This window comes from Paenibacillus sp. J31R34 (genome assembly GCF_059383715.1).
In genome coordinates this window covers 292187-310661 of sequence record NZ_JBXENU010000008.1, presented here as the reverse complement: position 1 = coordinate 310661, position 18475 = coordinate 292187, and the positions used below count along the sequence as shown (strand labels likewise).

The window sequence follows — 18475 nt, the reverse complement described above, 5'->3', positions numbered from 1 at the left end:
AAGCGAGATTTTCAATCAACCTCAGCGTGAAAAATTTCGCTTTAGAGACGATACGCTGAACCTAGTTTAATCTTCACCTTAAGCAGCTTCGCCAAACAATCGTCTTAAGAGGCGGCGGCGAATTGTGGTTTTGCATAGCCACGGTTCGATTTTATGAACCCTTGTCCATATAAAACCACAATGGTTTATGATGGACAGGGGTTAAATTTCGTTCTACAATGACTTATTCTACAGATTTCAATGTGACAGTACTGTTGATTGTGTTTTAGTGACGCTTTTGTCAGTACTGTCATTTCTTTTGGTGAAGTTGGAATACAGAAGGAATCATTCAACCACAGACTGCATGCAGTATTCAGAAATATTAAGACAATAAAGATCAATTTTTGAATAAAGAACATAATGAAGAGTGTCTTCAAGATTGACAAGAAGATAGTTGGATGTTATTTTTAAATAGTTATTCTTGAAGAGTATCTATAAGGATAACGAGATCGAGGGGGGAATTACAATGGAGTTATTTCAATGCAAAACATCTCCTCTAAATGTAGAGGATAAATTTAATGAGTTTTTGACCGGAGGATATGTTGCAATTGGTTATCCTGGTTTGGGTGACTTATGCGGACTAAACAAACAGGAGATTCGAGAACGTCTAGAGCGTATTTACAATGAAGATCCCGCACGAACCCGTTATCATCTTGGGATGGTTAATGCTTTTTGTAATACCATGTCGTCTGGGGATTTCGTTCTTATTGAGAATAGAAACAATGGCAACGTTCATGTTGGTGTGTTAGGAGCCTATAGTTTCAAGGGAGATTTGGATAACGTAGGATTGTCCCACCAGCGTTCTGTCGATTGGAAAGCAGTCATTCCTCGAAGTGAATTAATACCTGAATTGAAGTCTTTTATCCGAAATCGACCAAGTATAACACAGTTTAAGCATCCGATTGAGGTCGCAAAACTTGAAAGATACCTCAATCAACAATTAACCACTTCAGGCTTTGATACCAATGAATTACTTAGCAAAGCGCTTTCGATACTTGCCGAAGAAATGGATTCAAAGGATAGTGAGAGGAAAACACGCGCTGCAATAGTATTGTTACAATATTTCAAGAGCTAAGGGGTGTGTCTAATGATTCTTAGTTTTAAGATGGGGACGTATATCAGATTTTTAAATTGGCAGCTTTCCCAAGCTACCTCCACAAATAACTTTAGTATTACGCGGTGGCGAAAGTAACTGTTTGGAAATTCAAAACTTATTCTTTTTTAACGGGGGGATTCTCTTGAAGTGCCCAAATTGTACTAACGTAATTAATGGAGGAGATAAGTTTTGTTCAAAGTGTGGGCATCCCCTTGCTGAGAGCTTTAATCAAAATATCTCAGCAGCAACAAAAAGTGTTAATGTAGGTGTCATAGGAACAAAAAATAGTGTTACTGTAGGGAAAATCGAGAATTATAATTTGGATAAGCAAAAGGAGACTACAAAATATCGCCGTGAAAAGATATCTCCTATTCCAATTACTAAGCGGGGGTTAACGATTTTTGGAGCAATAAATGTCTCGATTGGTTTCATTGGAGGGCTGGCCTCTATTATTGGATTATTCACTGGACAAATAGATATTAATAAAATTATCAATTATAAATTTTTACCCGTGTTATTGCCCGTAATGATCGTTTTGGGTATGTTATCCCTATTATTTACGGTTATGTTAAAAAGACATGGCTTCGTTAGAATGCCAATTATATGGGGGAAGGGAATTAACATTGAGGAAATCGGCGGGAAGTTAGTTATCACACAAATCAACTCGACTTGCCCTATTTGCAGAGGAAAGGTGTATTTGGTGTCAAGCGAAAGTAATAGTATTGGTATATGTGCGAAAAATCCAAAAAAGCATAGATTTGATTTTGATTATACAACGTTTTCAGGGGGCCGAATTTAAAAATAGACGAATAATTTATGCCACCTCTCCAAACATCCTGATCATCACCTGACGGAGAATTGTGGTTTTGCACAGCCACGGCTCGCCTCCACCAACCTTATCAAAAAAGACACCGTGTTAGGTGTCTTTTTTGTTTGTGCTGCATACATGGTGGTTTAAAAATCATATAATTAAAGAGATATGACCAGTAATCATAGATCACAAATATCGCTACTCAGCACCATGTGCTGTGAAAAATACCATACAGATATGACTACAATTCTCTCTAGAACTCATAATAAGTCTATGGGAATTATTTTTGAAAATAAGAATATTAATGAAATCTTCCATGCCAAAATCGATGAGTATCACGTATAATTTTATCGGCATACAAGCAGCCTAGACACTATATACCATAGAGGATTTACTGTTAATGGTCGGAATTTCTAAACAAAGACTACGCCTTCGTACAAATTCTTTTGAGAGTTCACAAATTTGTGAAATTTTTCACATTCATATGTATCAAAGTATGATATATTAAAGGTGCAAGAAGAAAGCAATGCTTAGCAGCAAGAAGAGAGGAAGAATGCACCATGAAAAATCACAACCCAAAGCGTTCCTGGTTCAAGCGATCTAGTCTTTCAGTACATCCTAGTTTATCGAGTAAGAAGAAAGAAAGCCTATCTTTTTAAAATAGTATGTGAAAAAAATCACAATATAATTGGAGATGATTATGATGTTAGCATGGCTAAAAAATAATAAATATTTTGCAATGCTTATGGTTGTTGTTCGTGTCTACCTCGGTTACCAATGGATTGTAGGGGGCTGGCACAAATTAATGGGCGGGTTCGATGCCACAGGGTTCTTAACCAACGCTATCAATAACCCGGTAGCCGATAAAACGACAAATGAATTGGTTTATCCGAACTTTGTATACTTCATCGAACACTTCGCGATGCCGAACGTAAAGCTCTTTAACATTCTCATCCCAATCGGTGAATTTCTGGTGGGCGCCGGATTGATACTCGGGGGATTAACGGCCGCGGCAGCCTTCTTCGGACTTTTGATGAACTTCATGTTCATGTTCGCTGGAACGTTAAACACTAACCCATGGCTTGTTCTTCTCGGAGTAATTGTACTCATTGCAGGCACCAACGCAGGACGGTATGGATTGGACTACTACCTGCTTCCGCTATTGCGTAAAGGACTCAAATTTAAGAGGCTTGATGGAGGCGGAAAAATGACTCCTACAGGCACGGCAAAAGCCCACTAACTCATTCACTTCAAGTAACAAAACGAACCTCCTCGTGCGATCCATACGATGGGGGTTCTTGTTTGTCGTCTTTCAATATCAGGTTGAAGTCGTTGCAGTGACTGTTAATCATGCTTGGTGATGAGTCATATTTCGTTAAATAAGCACTCAACCTGTCATAATGCGGATGATCTTAACACTGATAATGATCATTTCTACTTGGCTTGATGGAAGCGTTTGCTGATAATCATCATAGGCTTCGATGTTTCCCACTTAATATTCTTTTTTTATGCTGTGACTTCTATGCTCCAGTTTCAAGACGCCAATCCTTTCAATTGTGAGCCGTGTTAGGGTACAATTTAACTATGTAGCTTCATAGTAAAGGGGTTTAGGAATGGAATTGGAAAAAGAAATGCTGCAGCTGAATGTTAACAATGCGATCAAAGGTACAGTTGTGACAAGCTTAAAGGTTATTCTTGAACAGATAACTAAAGATCGTTTAAATTTCATTGCAGCTAATTGCGCGCTAGCGGGTCGCTCCAAGCTGAAGAAGCAGGAGCTCGTGGATGCACTTTACGATCGAATTACAGATGTAACTCAAGTGCGTGCGGCTTTCCTTACAGCGGAGAAGCAGGAATGGGAGCTGATGAGCCGGCTGCTCAAGGAGCCGTATATTCAGGACGATACTGTATTTGCGGATGCTTATTTATTTTTGATGGATAAAGGCTTGGTGTTCAGTTTCCTGGAGCAGGATAAGCTATATTTCGTCATGCCGGAGGAAGTTAAGGCCTCATATCAGAAGCTGGATCTGAGATCGTTCAGTCAAGAACGCACCGTAAGCCAGTTAGTGCTGCGATATTCAGAAGCTGCGTCTAACTTGTATGGCATTATCTCCGTGCAGAAGCTCATAGAAATTATTAATGATCAGAATGAAGGCAGCTTGACGGAGGAGCAGTTTAATCATGTGCGTTTATCTGTCTCTGATAAGGTGCTGACTTGGAATGTTCAGCATGGGATGCTATTTAACGATGAATTAGATGAAGAAAATCTGCACGAATATGAAAAGTTCTTGGAAAGCGTGAAGGATAAGCCGTACTACATTCCTCCTATGGAAGAACTGCTACGTTATGCGGAGATTAATTATTTCGAGATGACGCCGCAGCTAGAAGCGTTGAAGAACTATATCATGCAGCAGTTGGGCAAAGTCGAGCAGATGGCTGAGGCGATCATCGATGATATTCAGCTTGCTTGTTCAATGGAAGAGCCAATTAGCGTCATCATGGAAGAGTTTGAGCGTCGCAAAATTCGTTTGAACAAGAAGCAGCTGAATGAGATTGTGCCGTTAATTATTCAGGTGAATAATACGACTAGAATGTGGTCTAATCGCGGTTATACACCTGCTGAACTAAGCCAGAAGCGGAGTAGGAGCACGAATGCCGACAATGTGCTTCAACACACGGCGGCATCTTCGAAAATTGGCAGAAACGATCTGTGCTCGTGCGGGAGCGGGAAAAAGCATAAGAAGTGCTGTCTATAGCGGCGTTGATTTGTGACTATTGTTCTGTGCCCCCAAGATCTACCCGGCGAATTGTGGTTTTGCACAGCCGCGATTCGCCTCCCCATTAAAACCCCGGCCGCAAAAGGTCGGGGTTTTCTCCTACCCAGTTGTCTAACCTTTACGATAGAGGGTCTTTTATGGTGTTCATATGGTAAAAGCTCGGTATACGCATGACTCTTGATATATTGGTTATCAAGGCAGCGGAGCTGAATTTTTGATAAACACCTTCTTCAACTGCGTTATTCTCTGCCTTGTGCGCTGAGTTAACAGATGGTATTGGCCTTTTTTACTTCTTTTTTAACTGTAATTGATTGAAGCTGTTTTTCAGGGGAGGGATCCTGTTCGCTGGTCAAGGACAACGCGCAATTGAGGCCTGGATGAAGAAGGTTGGGCTCGATTCGAAAAAAGCGAGTGCTATTAAAGCTAAGCAAAGCCCAAACACAGCTATCTTATATATATAATCGCGACAACTATCTTGATTAACACCGATCATAGGCTCGTCAACATTGAATTATACCGAAATACACAATAATAATTTAATTATCAAATAAAATACGATTTTTTAAGAAAAAATGGGTGTTATATTAGAGTGTATGCTCTTTCATAGATTTCATAAGTCTTCTACAACGAGGATGAAAGGCGAATATACGGCTGCAATCAGCATAGAGAGCGAACTCTCTGAATCCCTGCCTATCTTCTGGAATTAAATATCATTAATTTTAATTAATCCAATTTACAGTAATATATCCATAAAGTATAATTGATCCATAAGGAGGTGAACATGCGATGTGAAGTCTATATCGAGGGTAAGCCTTTTTTAAAACCTCTAAAAGTAAGCGCTTTCCTGTTTGGAATCCGGTTACATGCCCTGAAGCTTTTACACCGATGACCACCTGCATTTACCCACAAGTGGTACCCCTCACCAAGGAAACTGATTTGCATATTCAGTCACCCACTTCTGTTTCTCTGTTTGCAGCTTTAAAGGCTATCTGTCAGCTTTATTGCAAGCGCAATCATTTTAGTCGGAGGTGAACATTCACAGCTCATCCGTACGTTCTCTAGGGTGCATACACATCATGCCGACACAGAGGATCAATTACGAATGTTTAATAAATCTAACCAAAGGAAAGGTGGATCCATGATGACGAAATTGAAAACCAGATTTAATGGCGGTAAGGCTCTCCGTGAAGGTATTAAGCAAATACTTGTAATAGCGCTGCTTGTGGTGGGGATTTTCCATGGCATGGCCCCGGGGGCGATTCAGGCTGCGGAAGCGCATCAGAATAATCCGTTTGTCGGAGCTACGGCGTACCTGAACCCGGATTATTCCGCCCTTGTCGATACATCCATCGCGCTTACCAGTGATGCGTCGCTAAAAGCAAAGATGGAAACGGTCAAATCTTATCCAACTGCAGTCTGGATTGACCGTATTGCCGCCATTAATGGCGGGGCGAACAATGCCGGACGCAAAAGTATCGAGGAGCATCTGGATGCTGCTCTGGCTCAAAAGATAGCGGGTACCCCGATTACCGCTTCATTCGTCATTTACAATCTGCCGGGTCGGGACTGCCATGCGCTGGCGTCCAACGGTGAATTACCACTGACGCAAGCCGCATTGCTAACGTACAAAACGGACTATATTGATGTCATCGCAGGTATTTTTGCCAAACCCAAGTATCAGGACATTCGCATCATTGCCATCATTGAACCGGACAGTTTGCCTAACCTGGTCACCAATCTCAATACACCGGCCTGTGCTCAAGCCAGTTCGACAGGCATCTACGAAGCTGGCGTGAAATATGCACTGGACAAACTGCATGCCATTCCGAATGTGTACAACTACCTGGATATCGGTCACTCCGGCTGGCTCGGATGGGATAACAACCGGACAGGTACAATCTCGCTGTATACGAGCGTTGTCCAGGGGACAGTGGCTGGCCTGAATAGCGCAGACGGCTTCATTACCAACACGGCGAACAGCACACCGCTGAATGAACCGAATCTGCCCAACCCGGATCTGAACATCGGAGGACAACCGATCAAGTCGTCTAAGTATTATGAGTGGAATCCGTATTTTGACGAAACCGATTTTACGGCTGCATTGTATAGCGGATTTGTGCAGGCAGGCTGGCCGACCAGCGTAGGCTTCCTGATTGATACCAGCCGCAATGGCTGGGGAGGGATAAACCGTCCGACATCGGCTACAGGAAGTGATATTAACACCTACGTGAATTCTGGGCGTGTTGATCGCCGGGATCACCGGGGGAACTGGTGCAACAACAGTGGAGCAGGTATAGGTGAAGCACCTAAGGCAGCACCAGGTCCTGCCCATTTGGATGCCTATGTGTGGGTCAAGCCTCCAGGTGAATCCGACGGTTCCAGTTCGGAAATTCCGAACAATGAAGGCAAGGGCTTCGACCGGATGTGTGATCCAACGTTTACAACCCGTGATGGTGTATTGACGGGCGCACTTCCTAACGCTCCGGTATCCGGTCACTGGTTCCATAATCAATTCGTCATGCTGGTGCAAAACGCATTCCCTGTTCTTCCGGCCACCAATGGCGGCGGAACGACGGCTCCAGCAGCTCCGGCAGCACTGACTGCGACAGCAGGCAATGCACAGGTATCACTGAGCTGGACGGCATCCGCAGGAGCGACGAGCTATAACGTGAAGCGAGCGCTGAGTGCGTCCGGACCATTCACAACCGTTGCCGCCAACGTGAGCGGCACATCGTATGCCAATACAGGCTTGACCAACGGAACAACCTACTATTATGTGGTCAGCGCCGTAAATGCCGCAGGTGAAAGCGCGAATTCGGCTGTAAAAAGTGCTGTGCCGGTAGCTGGAGTCACCGCTCCTACTGCACCTACTGCATTGACGGCCGCCGCAGGCAATGCACAGATCAGCTTATCCTGGACGGCTTCCGCAGGAGCGACCGGTTATAACGTGAAACGTGCGCTGAGCGCGTCCGGACCATTCACTACCGTTGCTGCCAATGTGAGCGGCACATCTTACACGAATACAGGTCTGACCAACGGCACGACCTATCATTATGCTGTGAGTGCTGTGAACGCTGCGGGGGAAGGTGCCAATTCTGCCGCTGCTTCCGCAACTCCGCAAGGCGTGGTTGTTCCGACCAGTGATCTGGTCTTGCAATATCGTGTGGGAGATACCAATGCGACAGACAACCAAATCAAGCCGTATTTCAATATCAAAAACATTGGCAACACGGCTGTAAATCTGAGTGATCTGAAAATCCGTTATTATTTCTCGAAGGAAGGTACAGCAGCTATGGACTCGGCCATTGACTGGGCTCAGGTTGGCGGTACCAACATCCTGCGCACGTTCACCGACACGTATGTAGAGCTCAGCTTCACTTCCGGAGCCGGCGCGATCCAGGCAGGTGGACAATCCGGGGATATCCAGCTCCGCATGTACAAAACGGACTGGACCAACTTTGACGAAACGAATGATTATTCCTACGATTCAACCAAAACATCCTATCAGGACTCGAACAAAGTGACCCTCTATAAAGGCGGCAACCTAGTGTGGGGAATTGAGCCTTAAAAGACAGAAAAAGAATCTCTAGAGTTGATTGACGAATTGGTCAGAGATAAAGACGTATGCAGACCATCATCACCAAGTAGGGACGTTTCAAAGTCATGTTCATGACTTTTGGAACGTCTCTTTTACAATTTCAACGAAACTGAGGGCGTCTTATTTACTGTACTTGCCAACCATTGCATCAATAATTTGGAATCTGAAGATCGTTGGGGGCTTGAACCTTTTCAATATCGGTGGGCTTAGTATTTGTATTGCTTTTGCCAAGACACAATTCTGCAGATACTATTAATAGGATCGTAAACAAGGAGTGTGATCGTTAAGTGCTTCAATCTTGTACTGGCTGCATAACCAATTCTTCGCAATAAAGGTTTGTTCTTCTTGGCCAAACTCTATTTTTGGAATTGATGGAAAGGCTTTATCAAAAAGAATTTGCATGGTAAGATAAACGCCTCTAACCATGCTTTCACAAGATGATTGCAAAGCTTTAATCAACAGCATGTCATTTTTTTCATAATAGTTCCGAAGGAGTCATGTCCATTGGCTGTACCCTTGAGTAAATTGACAAAAATACCTCGAATCCTAATTCAAACACCAACCCATCAACAAAAAATATTGAGAATGAATGGACTGTCTGCGATAGAATCTTGCACACGTACAGAGGGCGCCACTGGCACGTTGTTTCTAGAAGACCATATGCTCTTAATCGTAATTGAAGGGATGTATACCGTACGGTTTGGAGCCGAGGTCTATACGGTAAACATGCATGAAATGGTACTGATTCATAAATCCATTGCGTTTCAATATGAAAAAAGCGGGGAACCGAACTTCGATTATGTACTTAATTATATGATGTTCTTCTTGAAAGACGAAATAATTAATGAGTTTATGAAACTAGCAGATTATACTCCGACTTCAGCAGCTAGGTTACCGGCTCCGGTATCTGTACATGCGATTGATGATAGACTTTTCAGCTATCTGGAATCATTGAAGCCGTATTTTAATGAACCGGAACGGATTAGAGATGGGTTGGTTAAGGTGAAGTTATTAGAATTATTATTTGGTATAGCCGATAGAAATGATATTTTCCTGTCTGAGCTTGCCCAGATTAAGCGCCAAGAACGAAAAAGCATCAAGGACGTCGTTGATGCGAATATCACAAATCCCGTAACCTTGCATGATCTCGCCTACTTATCTGGCCGAAGCCTATCCTCCTTCAAACGTGATTTTAAAGCGATCTATAATACTTCTCCGCTTCAGTGGATACGAAATCGCCGATTGGATAAAGCACAAGAAATGCTAATCCATTCATCCTTATCCGTAACTGAAATTTGCTTCTCAACGGGTTTTGAGAACGTCTCACACTTCTCCAAAGTGTTTAAGCTGAGATTCGGAATCCCGCCTTCCGCACTCAAACAACCGCCAAAGCTCTGATAATCTGAAGCCTGAGCCGAATGAACAACGGATTTGGACCTCCGAACAAAGTATAGCATGCATTCATCTGGTACATTTATATATGTCAACCAGACGAACGCTAGTCCTATTACATCCAAGGAGGAAAAATCATGCCTGACTCTAACCTTCGGCAGGATTCTGCTGCCACCCCTATTGCATCACTGAAAGGTCATCATATCGCCATCCGTGTGCCAGACTACGAGGCTGCAAAGAACTGGTACGTGGAGAAGCTGGGCTTCCGTGTTATTCAAGAGTGGCCGTTTGGAGACCTGAAACTTGCTTATGTCGCTCCGCCCCATGACGACTCCTTTTACTTTGAAATTATTGGAGACGGAGAGGTAAATGACGCTCCCATTTACCATGATATTAACAGCAGTATGTATAAGGCTGGTTACCATCATCTCTGCATGAGCGTGAACGACGTGGATGAAGCGATTGTATATTTGGATTCAAAAGGGGTTACCCTCATCGGGGCGCCCTTTAACTTGGAGGCCATCCATCGTCGCCTCGCATTTTTCACCGATCCGTGGGGGAATATATTCGAATTGGCTCAAGTGATAGGTTAATAAGATTAGAGTAATGAAACGAAAGCTGTGGTGAAGCTACTAAGGTGACATCGAAATCGTGACTACACCCGTACTAAGAACGAACACAATATACTTAGTTGGGGGATTTTCAGTAATAACCTGGCTGTATTGAATAAAAGGGCAGTTAAGAGAAATCTTAGCTGTCCTTTTATTTTAGTATACATTGGAGGAATTTGTTGTAATCGACACCAAGGATATTATGTATCTCGTATTCTTTACCTCGAAATATTTCAAGAAAAAAATCACAAAATACCAACATGGATATTTCAAAAGAACAGGGCAAACTATCCTCTTACTTGTTTGAAATCGTGAGAAATCTGCAGGAGATAAAAATACTTAACGCACGTAAACAAGTAATGAGATTTTATTTAAGAAATACAGCAGCCATCAATAAAATGAACGTGGTTACTCGCAAGTCGGTGTGAAAAATACAGAGGACATACAACCGTTTTTAGGTAAGCACGCTCCAGCATGAAAACCCAGTCCGCATAAGGTCTGGGTTTTGTGTTGGAATGGATATACGGAATAGAATCAGTATTTGTCTGAAATTATGCTATAATGAAGTATTACGATCGACTAGGAACGAGAGAGGAAACTCAATATGAATGGATTTGAAGACTGGAACCTAAAAGTGAAAAAGACGTTTAATGCAACGAGCAACCTAGTTGTATTAACCGTAACGGAGGCAGGAGGATTAATGGGTCTCTCCAAAGACCAAATGAAGATCTTCGTGGATAAATATAACTTAACAAAAGTCCCGATCATGAGAAGTGCCCATAGATATCTGTTGCTGAAATGTGAAATAGACGAGATTGTAGCGAATAGGGCCGTTTAGTACAGGGTACTCCCGTAAACGAAATCCACACAATCCCCGACCGCAAAAGGTCGGGGTTTTTACTATTTTAGACATACTAACAGCTTTTCTAAGCTCAATTTATATAAGTTAATTAAAAGGTTTTAATGCTAGAGACTGAATAATTTCCTCTTGGGAAAAAGGTTTTTTCCTGCCCAGTTGTCTAACCTTTACGATAAAAGGGCTTCTAGGATTTTTCATATGGTAAAAGCCAGGTATACGCATGACTCTTGATAAATTGGTTATCAGGGGATCAGAGCTGAATTTTTGGGCTAATGCTTTTTGAATCGGAACGAATTTGCTTACGGATGCGCCTTGAACAACCCAATAGATGTGATATCCGTTTTTAGTTTCGATGATCATCGTATCCTTAATTTGAAGCTTGAATTTTTTTATAAACGCCTTCTTCAATTGCGTTACTCTCTGTTTTGTTCTCAGAGCTAACAGATGGTATTGGCCTTTTTTATTTCTTTTAACTGTAATCGATTGAAGCTGTTCTTCAGGGTCGGAGTGGATCGATTCAATCATCTGCTTCACTTGTTCTTTTGTGTCTAAATGCATGGAAATCTTGTTCAGATCTACATCGATGAACTGTGCTCTGATTTTTTTGAAATCACTAGTCCTTGTTTCACGGTAATTGATCTCCATAAATACGGCATAACCTTTTTTATTTTGACTGAGAACGTGTATACGTTTATTTCTCTTGGTAAAGAGTGTGAACTGAGAAGTGCGTCTTTCAAGTAGACTTAGAGGTTTATGCAGTGTCATCGCGGGGTGAATTAATGAAGTACTGTATCTTTTATTTTTGTTTTTATCGTCATGGACTAAAGTGAAATACAGTTGTTCGTTCTGTCTACAGCCTAGTTTTTTTATAAAGTAGCTTGCGTGACTGGAAAACCTTCGCAAATTTCTGGAATATGTCGTTGAACTTAATCGCGGTGTCATTAAACCACATCTCCTTTAAAGCATGCGCTACACTTTTGGTCCTTTTCTAAACAATCATATTCTGGCAAGCGGACACAAGTGTAAGTGAGAGTACCCATTTTTCAACATTAGATAGGCTAATCAAATAGTCAGGGCGTTTGCTAGGGTGACATCAAAAGTAGGTGAGCATGATTTTTTCAATATAATAAATATAAGCTCTCAAGATAAAGAAATGGGGCAAGTGGGCAATGCTGAGGGTGTGGCTGAATTTACCCAAACAGTGAAAGGGGGAGAAACATATGGATTGGGAAGCCCACATCGAACGGTGGAGCCGAGCCGCTGTTAGACTGCTGGATATTCGACAATATGGTGTGGAGCATGGAAATGTCCCTGAGCGCTATGTGGCGCATAGCAGTTTTTTTGTAGTTACTACTCGTGGAGAGGCAAGAGTGAGCCTGTCGGGAGCGGTCTATCGAGCCCAATCCCACCACATTCTGCACGGAGGAAAGGAAGCGGAGCTGGGTATTATGCCGCTAGGAAACGATTTTGAATGCTATTTGATTCTGTACAAAGCTGATTGTGAATTGCCGGAGGATCGGGAGAGCTTCCATATGCCTTATGCATTCACGCCTTATGCGTTGCTGCCATTGCAGGAGAAGTGTAAAACGATGAATCACCTGTGGCAGCAAGCCACCCCAATGGAAAAGCTTCAGGCGCAGTCTGTCTTTCTGCCGTTTGTATATGAGGTTATGCGGCAAATCCGCACGTTAAAAACGGAAAACAGCAGGCCGAACTTGGTAACCGAAGCGATTCATTACATTCAAGAGCACTACAGGAATTCGATTACAGCCGAGGAATTAGCCGGGATCTACAGCTGCAGTGCGAGCTACTTATCTCGCTTGTTCAAAAACCAGATAGGAACCGGTCCGATTGAATACCTGATTCATGTACGCATTCACAAATCGAAGCAGCTTCTGCTCAAATCGGAGGCGCGTATTCAGGAAATAGCCAGCAGCGTTGGCTATGCGGATGTCTATTATTTTAGCCGCTTATTTAAAAAGCACACGGGCTGCTCACCTCTTCAATTTAGAGAGAACAATCGGCAGGCGGTTCAGAATAATCCATTACGTCTATTAAAATCGTCTATTGTATCCCCGAAGCTTGTTTCCCATAATGAGAATGAGATTTGTTATCAATGCAATGGGGAAGGGGACACATCGATGTTCAGATTTTCAAGACCAGCGTTCGGAGCCATGCTGCTATTATGCACAACCTTGCTGCTGAATGCATGTCAGACAGGCAGCAATACAGGGGCAGCGGCCTCTCAGCCTGCTTCAGCAGGTGTCGCTACAGAAAGCGCAGCTGCAGAAACACGTATTTACGAGCATCTGGAAGGCAAAACGGAAATTCCCGTAAATCCTCAGCGGGTGGTCAGCCTCTTTCATTTGGGTGAGCTAATGGCGATTGGGGTAAAGCCAGTAGGTGCAACCACCTACATTCTGAGTAACCCGCTGTTAAGCGATACTTCCGGTATTGAAGATGTTGGTGTTCCGCCTGATCCGGAGAAGATTCTCTCGCTTGCACCTGATCTGATTGTTACAACGGCACCATTCGCAGAGGCAGTAGAGGGCGGGTACGAAGCACTGAGCCAGATCGCCCCAACCATTGTTGTAGAGCAGCACAACGATCCGCTAAAGGATGTTGAAATGTTTGGCGATATTCTTGGCAAGCAAGAGGAAGCTAAGCAATGGAATGAGGCATTTGCGGCAAAATTAGCCGATTACAAGGAGAAGGTTAGCCCGTTTATTGGGGCTGATGAAACCTTCTCGATTTTGAATGTGCGTCCTAATGCTGTTTTTATTTACGGTGATACCAATATGGGAGGCAACATTCTTTACAGGTACCTGGGTTTTAAGCCAACTGAAAAAATAAAGACGGATGTTATTAATGGAGAAACATGGGAAATATCTACCGAGGTCATTCCTGATTTCATAGGCGATCGGTTATTTCTAGCTGTGAATGAAGGAGCAGAGGAAGAAGTGAAGAAGGTGGAGAAGCTTATTAAAAACTCTCCAGCAGGGAAAGCAGGAAAGATCTACAATATTGATTTCAATACATTTCTTCTCAGTGATCCGATCTCAGTCGAACATCAGTTGGATATCATCGTTGATTTGCTGGTTGAAGGTAACAAATAAATGAAAAAATAAATGCTTCCTGTCTCTGCTATGTAAATCCACAACCGCTTAAGGCTGTGGATTTTCGCTTTTCATCTACATTTTAACCTAGAATAAGTACCAAATATAACTGCGGATTTGTTTAGATGTTCAATATAAAAAATACTCTCGAAATTTAGGGGTTGCCTTAAAGTGAACTTTAAGGTCTATGTTGGTGAAGAACCAGTCGAGTACATCTGAAAATCGAGCCTTAAGGAGGGAAATACGAATATGGCATTTTCTATAAAAGAAGCTTCAGAGCGGCTGTAGATCCCAATATCCCTATCGAGGAGACAGTCGGAGCAATGGCTGAGTTGGTTAAGGCGGGGAAGGTTCGTTATCTCGGTCTTTCGGAAGCATCGGCTTCCACCATTCGTCGTGCACATGCGGTACATCCCATTTCGGCGTTAGAAAGTGAATATTCGCTTTGGAGCCGGGATATTGAAGATGTTAGTCCTAAACATGTCGTTCATGGTACTCGATATATGCAAGAACAGATGACCCTGCTTGATGGGTAAGATAAAAAACGAATAGTGACTCTCTTCCGTGGAGAGTCACTGTTTGTTTTTTATAATGGTGATAATATATGCCATTCTAGAGATTGACAGAAAAGAGGGAATTAAAGTAATTTTATAGAGGAATCCTTGGAATATTCATTCTGGTTGGAGAGGAAGAAGTCGTAATGGCGGCTAATTGGTGGCTGGCTCTTATTATTATGGTTGTGTTTAATGGAATTATAGCTTGGACATTATTTACAGGACTAGAGCCCGTAAGCCGAAGAGCCAAAAAGTGGTTGTTTATTGTTGCCAATGTTGTAGCGCTTGTGCTTGCTGTCTCTCAATTTTTTTGGATGGATTTTTAATAGAATAAGATAAAAAAACCATTAACCAGTAAATGAGTTAATGGTTTTTGTTTGTTTATCAATAGTGCGCAGCTACAAAGCGATATTCATATTCTTACTTCAGCTCATACTTTGCAAGACTCGTACCCATATCCAGATAAAAGGTATTTGCATTCAAGAATCGAATATTTCTCTCGGCAAACCGAGCTTGCTCCAGTATTAACGAGTTTTGCGTTTTGAGCGTGCGAGAATCGACTACGTAGAAGACTGCTTTTGATGGTTTTTCAAAATCAAACCAAGAGCCTTTGGACACGACACCACCGAAGGCGATACTTTGGTTTCCTAGCAGCTGCAGCGTGTATTGGTCAGGTAAGTCAACGAAGGTTCTCGTTGCGATAAGCTTATTATTTGTATCGTAGACGGTAAGCGTGTTTTTATCCTGAACCAGATAGTGATTGCCTAGGGACATGAACAATCTATCTTTACGATCAGACTCAGGTGTCGGCATAATGCGGCTCCATTTCTTTTTACCGTCAGGTGAATAGCCGTATAGAGTTTCGATTCCGGTCTTTGCATCTAATAGCGGAACAAGTAGAGTGCCGCCACTGAGAACATCGAAGTCAGCATGTATATAGCTAAAATAATCCTGCGGGTATTTGGCAGTCGTGATTTTTTTGTTAGCTGAAATAGAGTAGATATCTAAAATCGTTGCAGCCCCTACATAGTTAGCGGAGCCGACATAATTTCCTTGGATGTGGCGTATAACACCATCATATTCTCGATTAAGAAGCTGTTTGCCTTCCGTTGAATAAAGAACTAAATGGCTCTTATCTTGAATCGTATCAATAGTAGCAATGCGTCCATCATCAAGCACGTACCAATTAAAACTATAGTCAAGAGTCTTCGACCATCGCTGCTTATTGTTTGAATCAAGCGCGACTAGCTTTCTGACATTTTTCTTTTCAATTTTCACCTGTTCTACATAATATAAGTTCCCGTTACGGTCTATATCGAATGCATTGTACACGTGAGGCGAGTTGCGTATCCATTTTTGCTTTCCCGTCGTATCGTCAAAAGCCATCATCCTGTAAGTGGATTTGCTTTTTCCGCCGGGGCTGTAATCCTGAAACATATATCCAGTACGAGAACCGTTATGATCAGATACGATAGGAAAATATTTTTTTCCTAGAAAGTAGTAATTTCTGTCTAAAATAGTTGTTGATGCGTGATCTGGAACCGTTATGGTCCATCGTGGCTCGGGAAGCTCTGTAAAGTCAGCAGCAGATACGTTATGCGAAAAGAAGGTTGTCACAATGGCAATCAGAGTTAACAATTGAATACGTAATGCAAACTTTCTCATTAAAGTAGAATCCTCCTAATCATATGTAATTCATTATCTATGGTGATTATATCATATAATTTGGGATATTTCCCCACATAGAAAAATGTGAGATTGCTTCCACTCTCCATTACCTATGAATAAATGGCGTATTTTAAGCTTATGCGTTATATTTAAAATATTGAAGCTTCTATATATAGACACGGATTGGGGAAAATCCAAGATGAACCGTATTGAATCTCTGGAAACTATGATTGCATTGGTTCCGATCTTTAAAGCGGCAGTTCCTGCTGAACTATCGATTGCTATTTGTGATACAGAGAAATTTATTGCTTATTGGGCTGGCGAAAATATTGATTTGCACATACGTGTTGGTCAACCGCTGCACCATGAGGAACCGTTAATGCATGCAATTCGAAATAATGTAACGCTAAGGGCAGAGGTTCCTGCAACCTTTTATGGTTTTGAATTTATTGGGACGGCAACACCGCTTCATGACATCAATGGCAATGTGATCGGCGGCATAGCCATTCAGCTTCGAAAACAGAGCGAGTTAGTAGCCATTGCCGATCAAATTTCGTTTTCACTATCGCAGGCCAACAATCAACTCTCACAAGTCGCCGATAGCTCCGCTACTCTGGCAGCGTCTGCCCAGCAGCTTCTTTCACTCGCCAATCGGACGGTAGAACAGGTAGATGAGGCGGGGAAAGTGGTGTCGATTGTCAGAAAAGTAGCGGATCAGACGAACTTATTAGGTATTAATGCGGCGATTGAGGCAGCCCATGCAGGGGATCGAGGCAAAGGCTTTGGCATTGTAGCCAGTGAAATACGGAAATTGTCCAATGAGACGCTTACCTCTACAAACGCGATTCAGCATACTCTGAAAACATTTGAAGAGGCAATAAGCGGCATGCGTGCATCTATCGAAAGTATGACATCCGTTGTTGATCAGCAGGCCGTATCATCCCGACAGGTTTTGGATTTTATCGAAGAGGTTCATCGCATGTCGGAGCAGCTCAATCAATTCGCAAAGAAGTTGTAACCGATTATCCGGTAAAAGAGCAAAGAGCACCGTGTCAGGTGCTCTTTTTGCTTTCTAATGATCCGAAGAGGCATACACCTTATCGAGATAAGCAATAGAGACCTGCTCCGCTTCATCCTTTAAAACGAGTGTATCCGATTGTTGACGCAAGCTTTTATATAGATCGATTGTGCTTTTTAATGCATGGTAGCAGCTCTCGAAATGATGCGAAGGAATTGTCTTTTTTAGCTCTTCTATTTCACTAATGGCGTACTGTTCCAGTTTTCTGACGCCTCTAGGCAACTGGCCATTCTTTATTAATACCAACGGGCCTAAGACAGCGCCGCGGATAAAGGTTAGATGGTCAATGAATTCAAACCATTCTCCTCTTCCCAGCTTCGTTGCGCCGTAATGGACCCAGACCCAGAAACGGTCCTCTATCCACTGGGCATCCGGGTATGGATGGGAGGGAGAGGTTTTTTCATAAATGCTGCTGATTTCCTGAGTCCTTTCCCATAAAATAAGAGGGTTTTCGATTCGAATTTCAAGCTCTTCCAACGTAACGAATTTAAGATCGACATGCAGTGGTTCTGGTCCGTATAAGCAAATCACCACACGAGGCTCGCCGACATGTTCACCTGTGAATCCGGAAAGCAGCGTGCCCAAGCCTTCAGCAATGGTAATCCGTTGATTCATGATTTGATCCTGGTAGGCTGAGTTATAAACGATGATTAAGTCTAAATCGCTATACTCATCCATCGTATTCGTCATCATGGAGCCGCCTGCAAGGAGGCCGCGAACTCGTTGATCCTTGCTGAGTTTTTCCTTTGCTTGATGGATGAATCTTTCGTGCACAGGTAAAAACATATCAAACACCCCTTATAATATGACCCACAAAAATGGGTATTACGCCAACTTATCATCTCGAATGTCCGTTGTCAATTTATGGCCGCCAAG

Annotated in this window: 14 protein-coding genes and 1 pseudogene; 12 read left to right on the top strand and 3 right to left on the bottom strand. The window is 42.6% G+C overall.

The annotated features are described in order from the left end of the window. Positions 1-505: 505 nt before the first annotated feature. The 8 genes from AC50YG_RS22570 (at position 506) to AC50YG_RS22535 (ending at position 11162) form a co-directional block, all read left to right on the top strand. Complete coding sequence (locus AC50YG_RS22570) at positions 506-1114, top strand: DUF8426 domain-containing protein (RefSeq protein ID WP_494829810.1); 609 nt, start codon at positions 506-508, stop codon at positions 1112-1114. 121 nt (positions 1115-1235) lie between these two features. After that, positions 1236-1934: a zinc-ribbon domain-containing protein gene (locus AC50YG_RS22565; RefSeq protein ID WP_494829809.1), complete on the top strand. Its 699-nt coding sequence runs from the start codon at positions 1236-1238 to the stop codon at positions 1932-1934. Between the two features lie 712 nt (positions 1935-2646). Beyond that, positions 2647-3186 (top strand): DoxX family protein, encoded by a 540-nt coding sequence (locus AC50YG_RS22560; RefSeq protein WP_494829808.1) that lies wholly within the window; start codon positions 2647-2649, stop codon positions 3184-3186. 373 nt (positions 3187-3559) lie between these two features. Then, positions 3560-4702, top strand: coding sequence for a YecA family protein (locus AC50YG_RS22555; RefSeq protein ID WP_494829807.1), 1143 nt, complete (start codon positions 3560-3562; stop codon positions 4700-4702). 1162 nt (positions 4703-5864) lie between these two features. Beyond that, positions 5865-8291: a glycoside hydrolase family 6 protein gene (locus tag AC50YG_RS22550; protein WP_494829805.1), complete on the top strand. Its 2427-nt coding sequence runs from the start codon at positions 5865-5867 to the stop codon at positions 8289-8291. Positions 8292-8825: 534 nt separating this feature from the next. Further along, entirely contained in the window at positions 8826-9719 is an 894-nt protein-coding gene (locus tag AC50YG_RS22545) for a helix-turn-helix domain-containing protein (protein ID WP_494829803.1), read from the top strand. A gap of 131 nt (positions 9720-9850) precedes the next feature. Next, on the top strand, positions 9851-10306 hold the full coding sequence (locus AC50YG_RS22540) for a VOC family protein (protein WP_494829801.1): 456 nt from the start codon (positions 9851-9853) through the stop codon (positions 10304-10306). 622 nt (positions 10307-10928) lie between these two features. Continuing rightward, entirely contained in the window at positions 10929-11162 is a 234-nt protein-coding gene (locus tag AC50YG_RS22535) for a DNA-binding protein (RefSeq protein WP_341280516.1), read from the top strand. A 108-nt stretch (positions 11163-11270) separates the two neighbouring features. On the opposite strand, the gene AC50YG_RS22530 is transcribed toward AC50YG_RS22535, so the two are convergent. After that, positions 11271-12125: a DNA-primase RepB domain-containing protein gene (locus AC50YG_RS22530; RefSeq protein WP_473757036.1), complete on the bottom strand. Its 855-nt coding sequence runs from the start codon at positions 12123-12125 to the stop codon at positions 11271-11273. Between the two features lie 278 nt (positions 12126-12403). Between AC50YG_RS22530 and AC50YG_RS22525 the strand changes: the two genes are divergently transcribed. The 3 genes and pseudogenes from AC50YG_RS22525 (at position 12404) to AC50YG_RS22515 (ending at position 15179) form a co-directional block, all read left to right on the top strand. Continuing rightward, positions 12404-14299, top strand: coding sequence for a helix-turn-helix domain-containing protein (locus tag AC50YG_RS22525; protein WP_494829795.1), 1896 nt, complete (start codon positions 12404-12406; stop codon positions 14297-14299). Between the two features lie 272 nt (positions 14300-14571). Next, positions 14572-14766 (top strand): annotated as a pseudogene (locus tag AC50YG_RS22520) (aldo/keto reductase); the annotation flags it as partial. Positions 14767-14999: 233 nt separating this feature from the next. Further along, complete coding sequence (locus AC50YG_RS22515) at positions 15000-15179, top strand: hypothetical protein (protein WP_341280519.1); 180 nt, start codon at positions 15000-15002, stop codon at positions 15177-15179. A gap of 94 nt (positions 15180-15273) precedes the next feature. On the opposite strand, the gene AC50YG_RS22510 is transcribed toward AC50YG_RS22515, so the two are convergent. Further along, positions 15274-16518 (bottom strand): hypothetical protein, encoded by a 1245-nt coding sequence (locus AC50YG_RS22510; RefSeq protein ID WP_494829791.1) that lies wholly within the window; start codon positions 16516-16518, stop codon positions 15274-15276. A gap of 202 nt (positions 16519-16720) precedes the next feature. Between AC50YG_RS22510 and AC50YG_RS22505 the strand changes: the two genes are divergently transcribed. Then, a complete protein-coding gene (locus AC50YG_RS22505) occupies positions 16721-17539 on the top strand; it encodes a methyl-accepting chemotaxis protein (RefSeq protein ID WP_494829789.1) in 819 nt (272 codons plus the stop codon). 54 nt (positions 17540-17593) lie between these two features. Here the strand turns inward: AC50YG_RS22505 and AC50YG_RS22500 are convergent, their stop codons facing one another. Beyond that, positions 17594-18385 carry a nucleotidyltransferase domain-containing protein gene (locus AC50YG_RS22500; RefSeq protein ID WP_494829787.1) on the bottom strand — a complete coding sequence of 264 codons (792 nt, stop codon included), beginning with the start codon at positions 18383-18385 and terminating at the stop codon, positions 17594-17596. Between the last annotated feature and the right edge of the window lie 90 nt (positions 18386-18475).

Excerpts from the sequence above, each read along its gene's own strand:
- AC50YG_RS22570 (WP_494829810.1), top strand. The coding sequence starts at position 506 with ATGGAGTTATTTCAATGCAAAACATCTCCTCTAAATGTAGAGGATAAA.
- AC50YG_RS22560 (WP_494829808.1), top strand. The coding sequence starts at position 2,647 with ATGATGTTAGCATGGCTAAAAAATAATAAATATTTTGCAATGCTTATG.
- AC50YG_RS22555 (WP_494829807.1), top strand. The coding sequence starts at position 3,560 with ATGGAATTGGAAAAAGAAATGCTGCAGCTGAATGTTAACAATGCGATC.
- AC50YG_RS22550 (WP_494829805.1), top strand. The coding sequence starts at position 5,865 with ATGACGAAATTGAAAACCAGATTTAATGGCGGTAAGGCTCTCCGTGAA.
- AC50YG_RS22540 (WP_494829801.1), top strand. The coding sequence starts at position 9,851 with ATGCCTGACTCTAACCTTCGGCAGGATTCTGCTGCCACCCCTATTGCA.
- AC50YG_RS22535 (WP_341280516.1), top strand. The coding sequence starts at position 10,929 with ATGAATGGATTTGAAGACTGGAACCTAAAAGTGAAAAAGACGTTTAAT.
- AC50YG_RS22530 (WP_473757036.1), bottom strand. The coding sequence starts at position 12,125 with ATGACACCGCGATTAAGTTCAACGACATATTCCAGAAATTTGCGAAGG.
- AC50YG_RS22525 (WP_494829795.1), top strand. The coding sequence starts at position 12,404 with ATGGATTGGGAAGCCCACATCGAACGGTGGAGCCGAGCCGCTGTTAGA.
- AC50YG_RS22515 (WP_341280519.1), top strand. The coding sequence starts at position 15,000 with ATGGCGGCTAATTGGTGGCTGGCTCTTATTATTATGGTTGTGTTTAAT.
- AC50YG_RS22510 (WP_494829791.1), bottom strand. The coding sequence starts at position 16,518 with ATGAGAAAGTTTGCATTACGTATTCAATTGTTAACTCTGATTGCCATT.
- AC50YG_RS22505 (WP_494829789.1), top strand. The coding sequence starts at position 16,721 with ATGAACCGTATTGAATCTCTGGAAACTATGATTGCATTGGTTCCGATC.
- AC50YG_RS22500 (WP_494829787.1), bottom strand. The coding sequence starts at position 18,385 with ATGTTTTTACCTGTGCACGAAAGATTCATCCATCAAGCAAAGGAAAAA.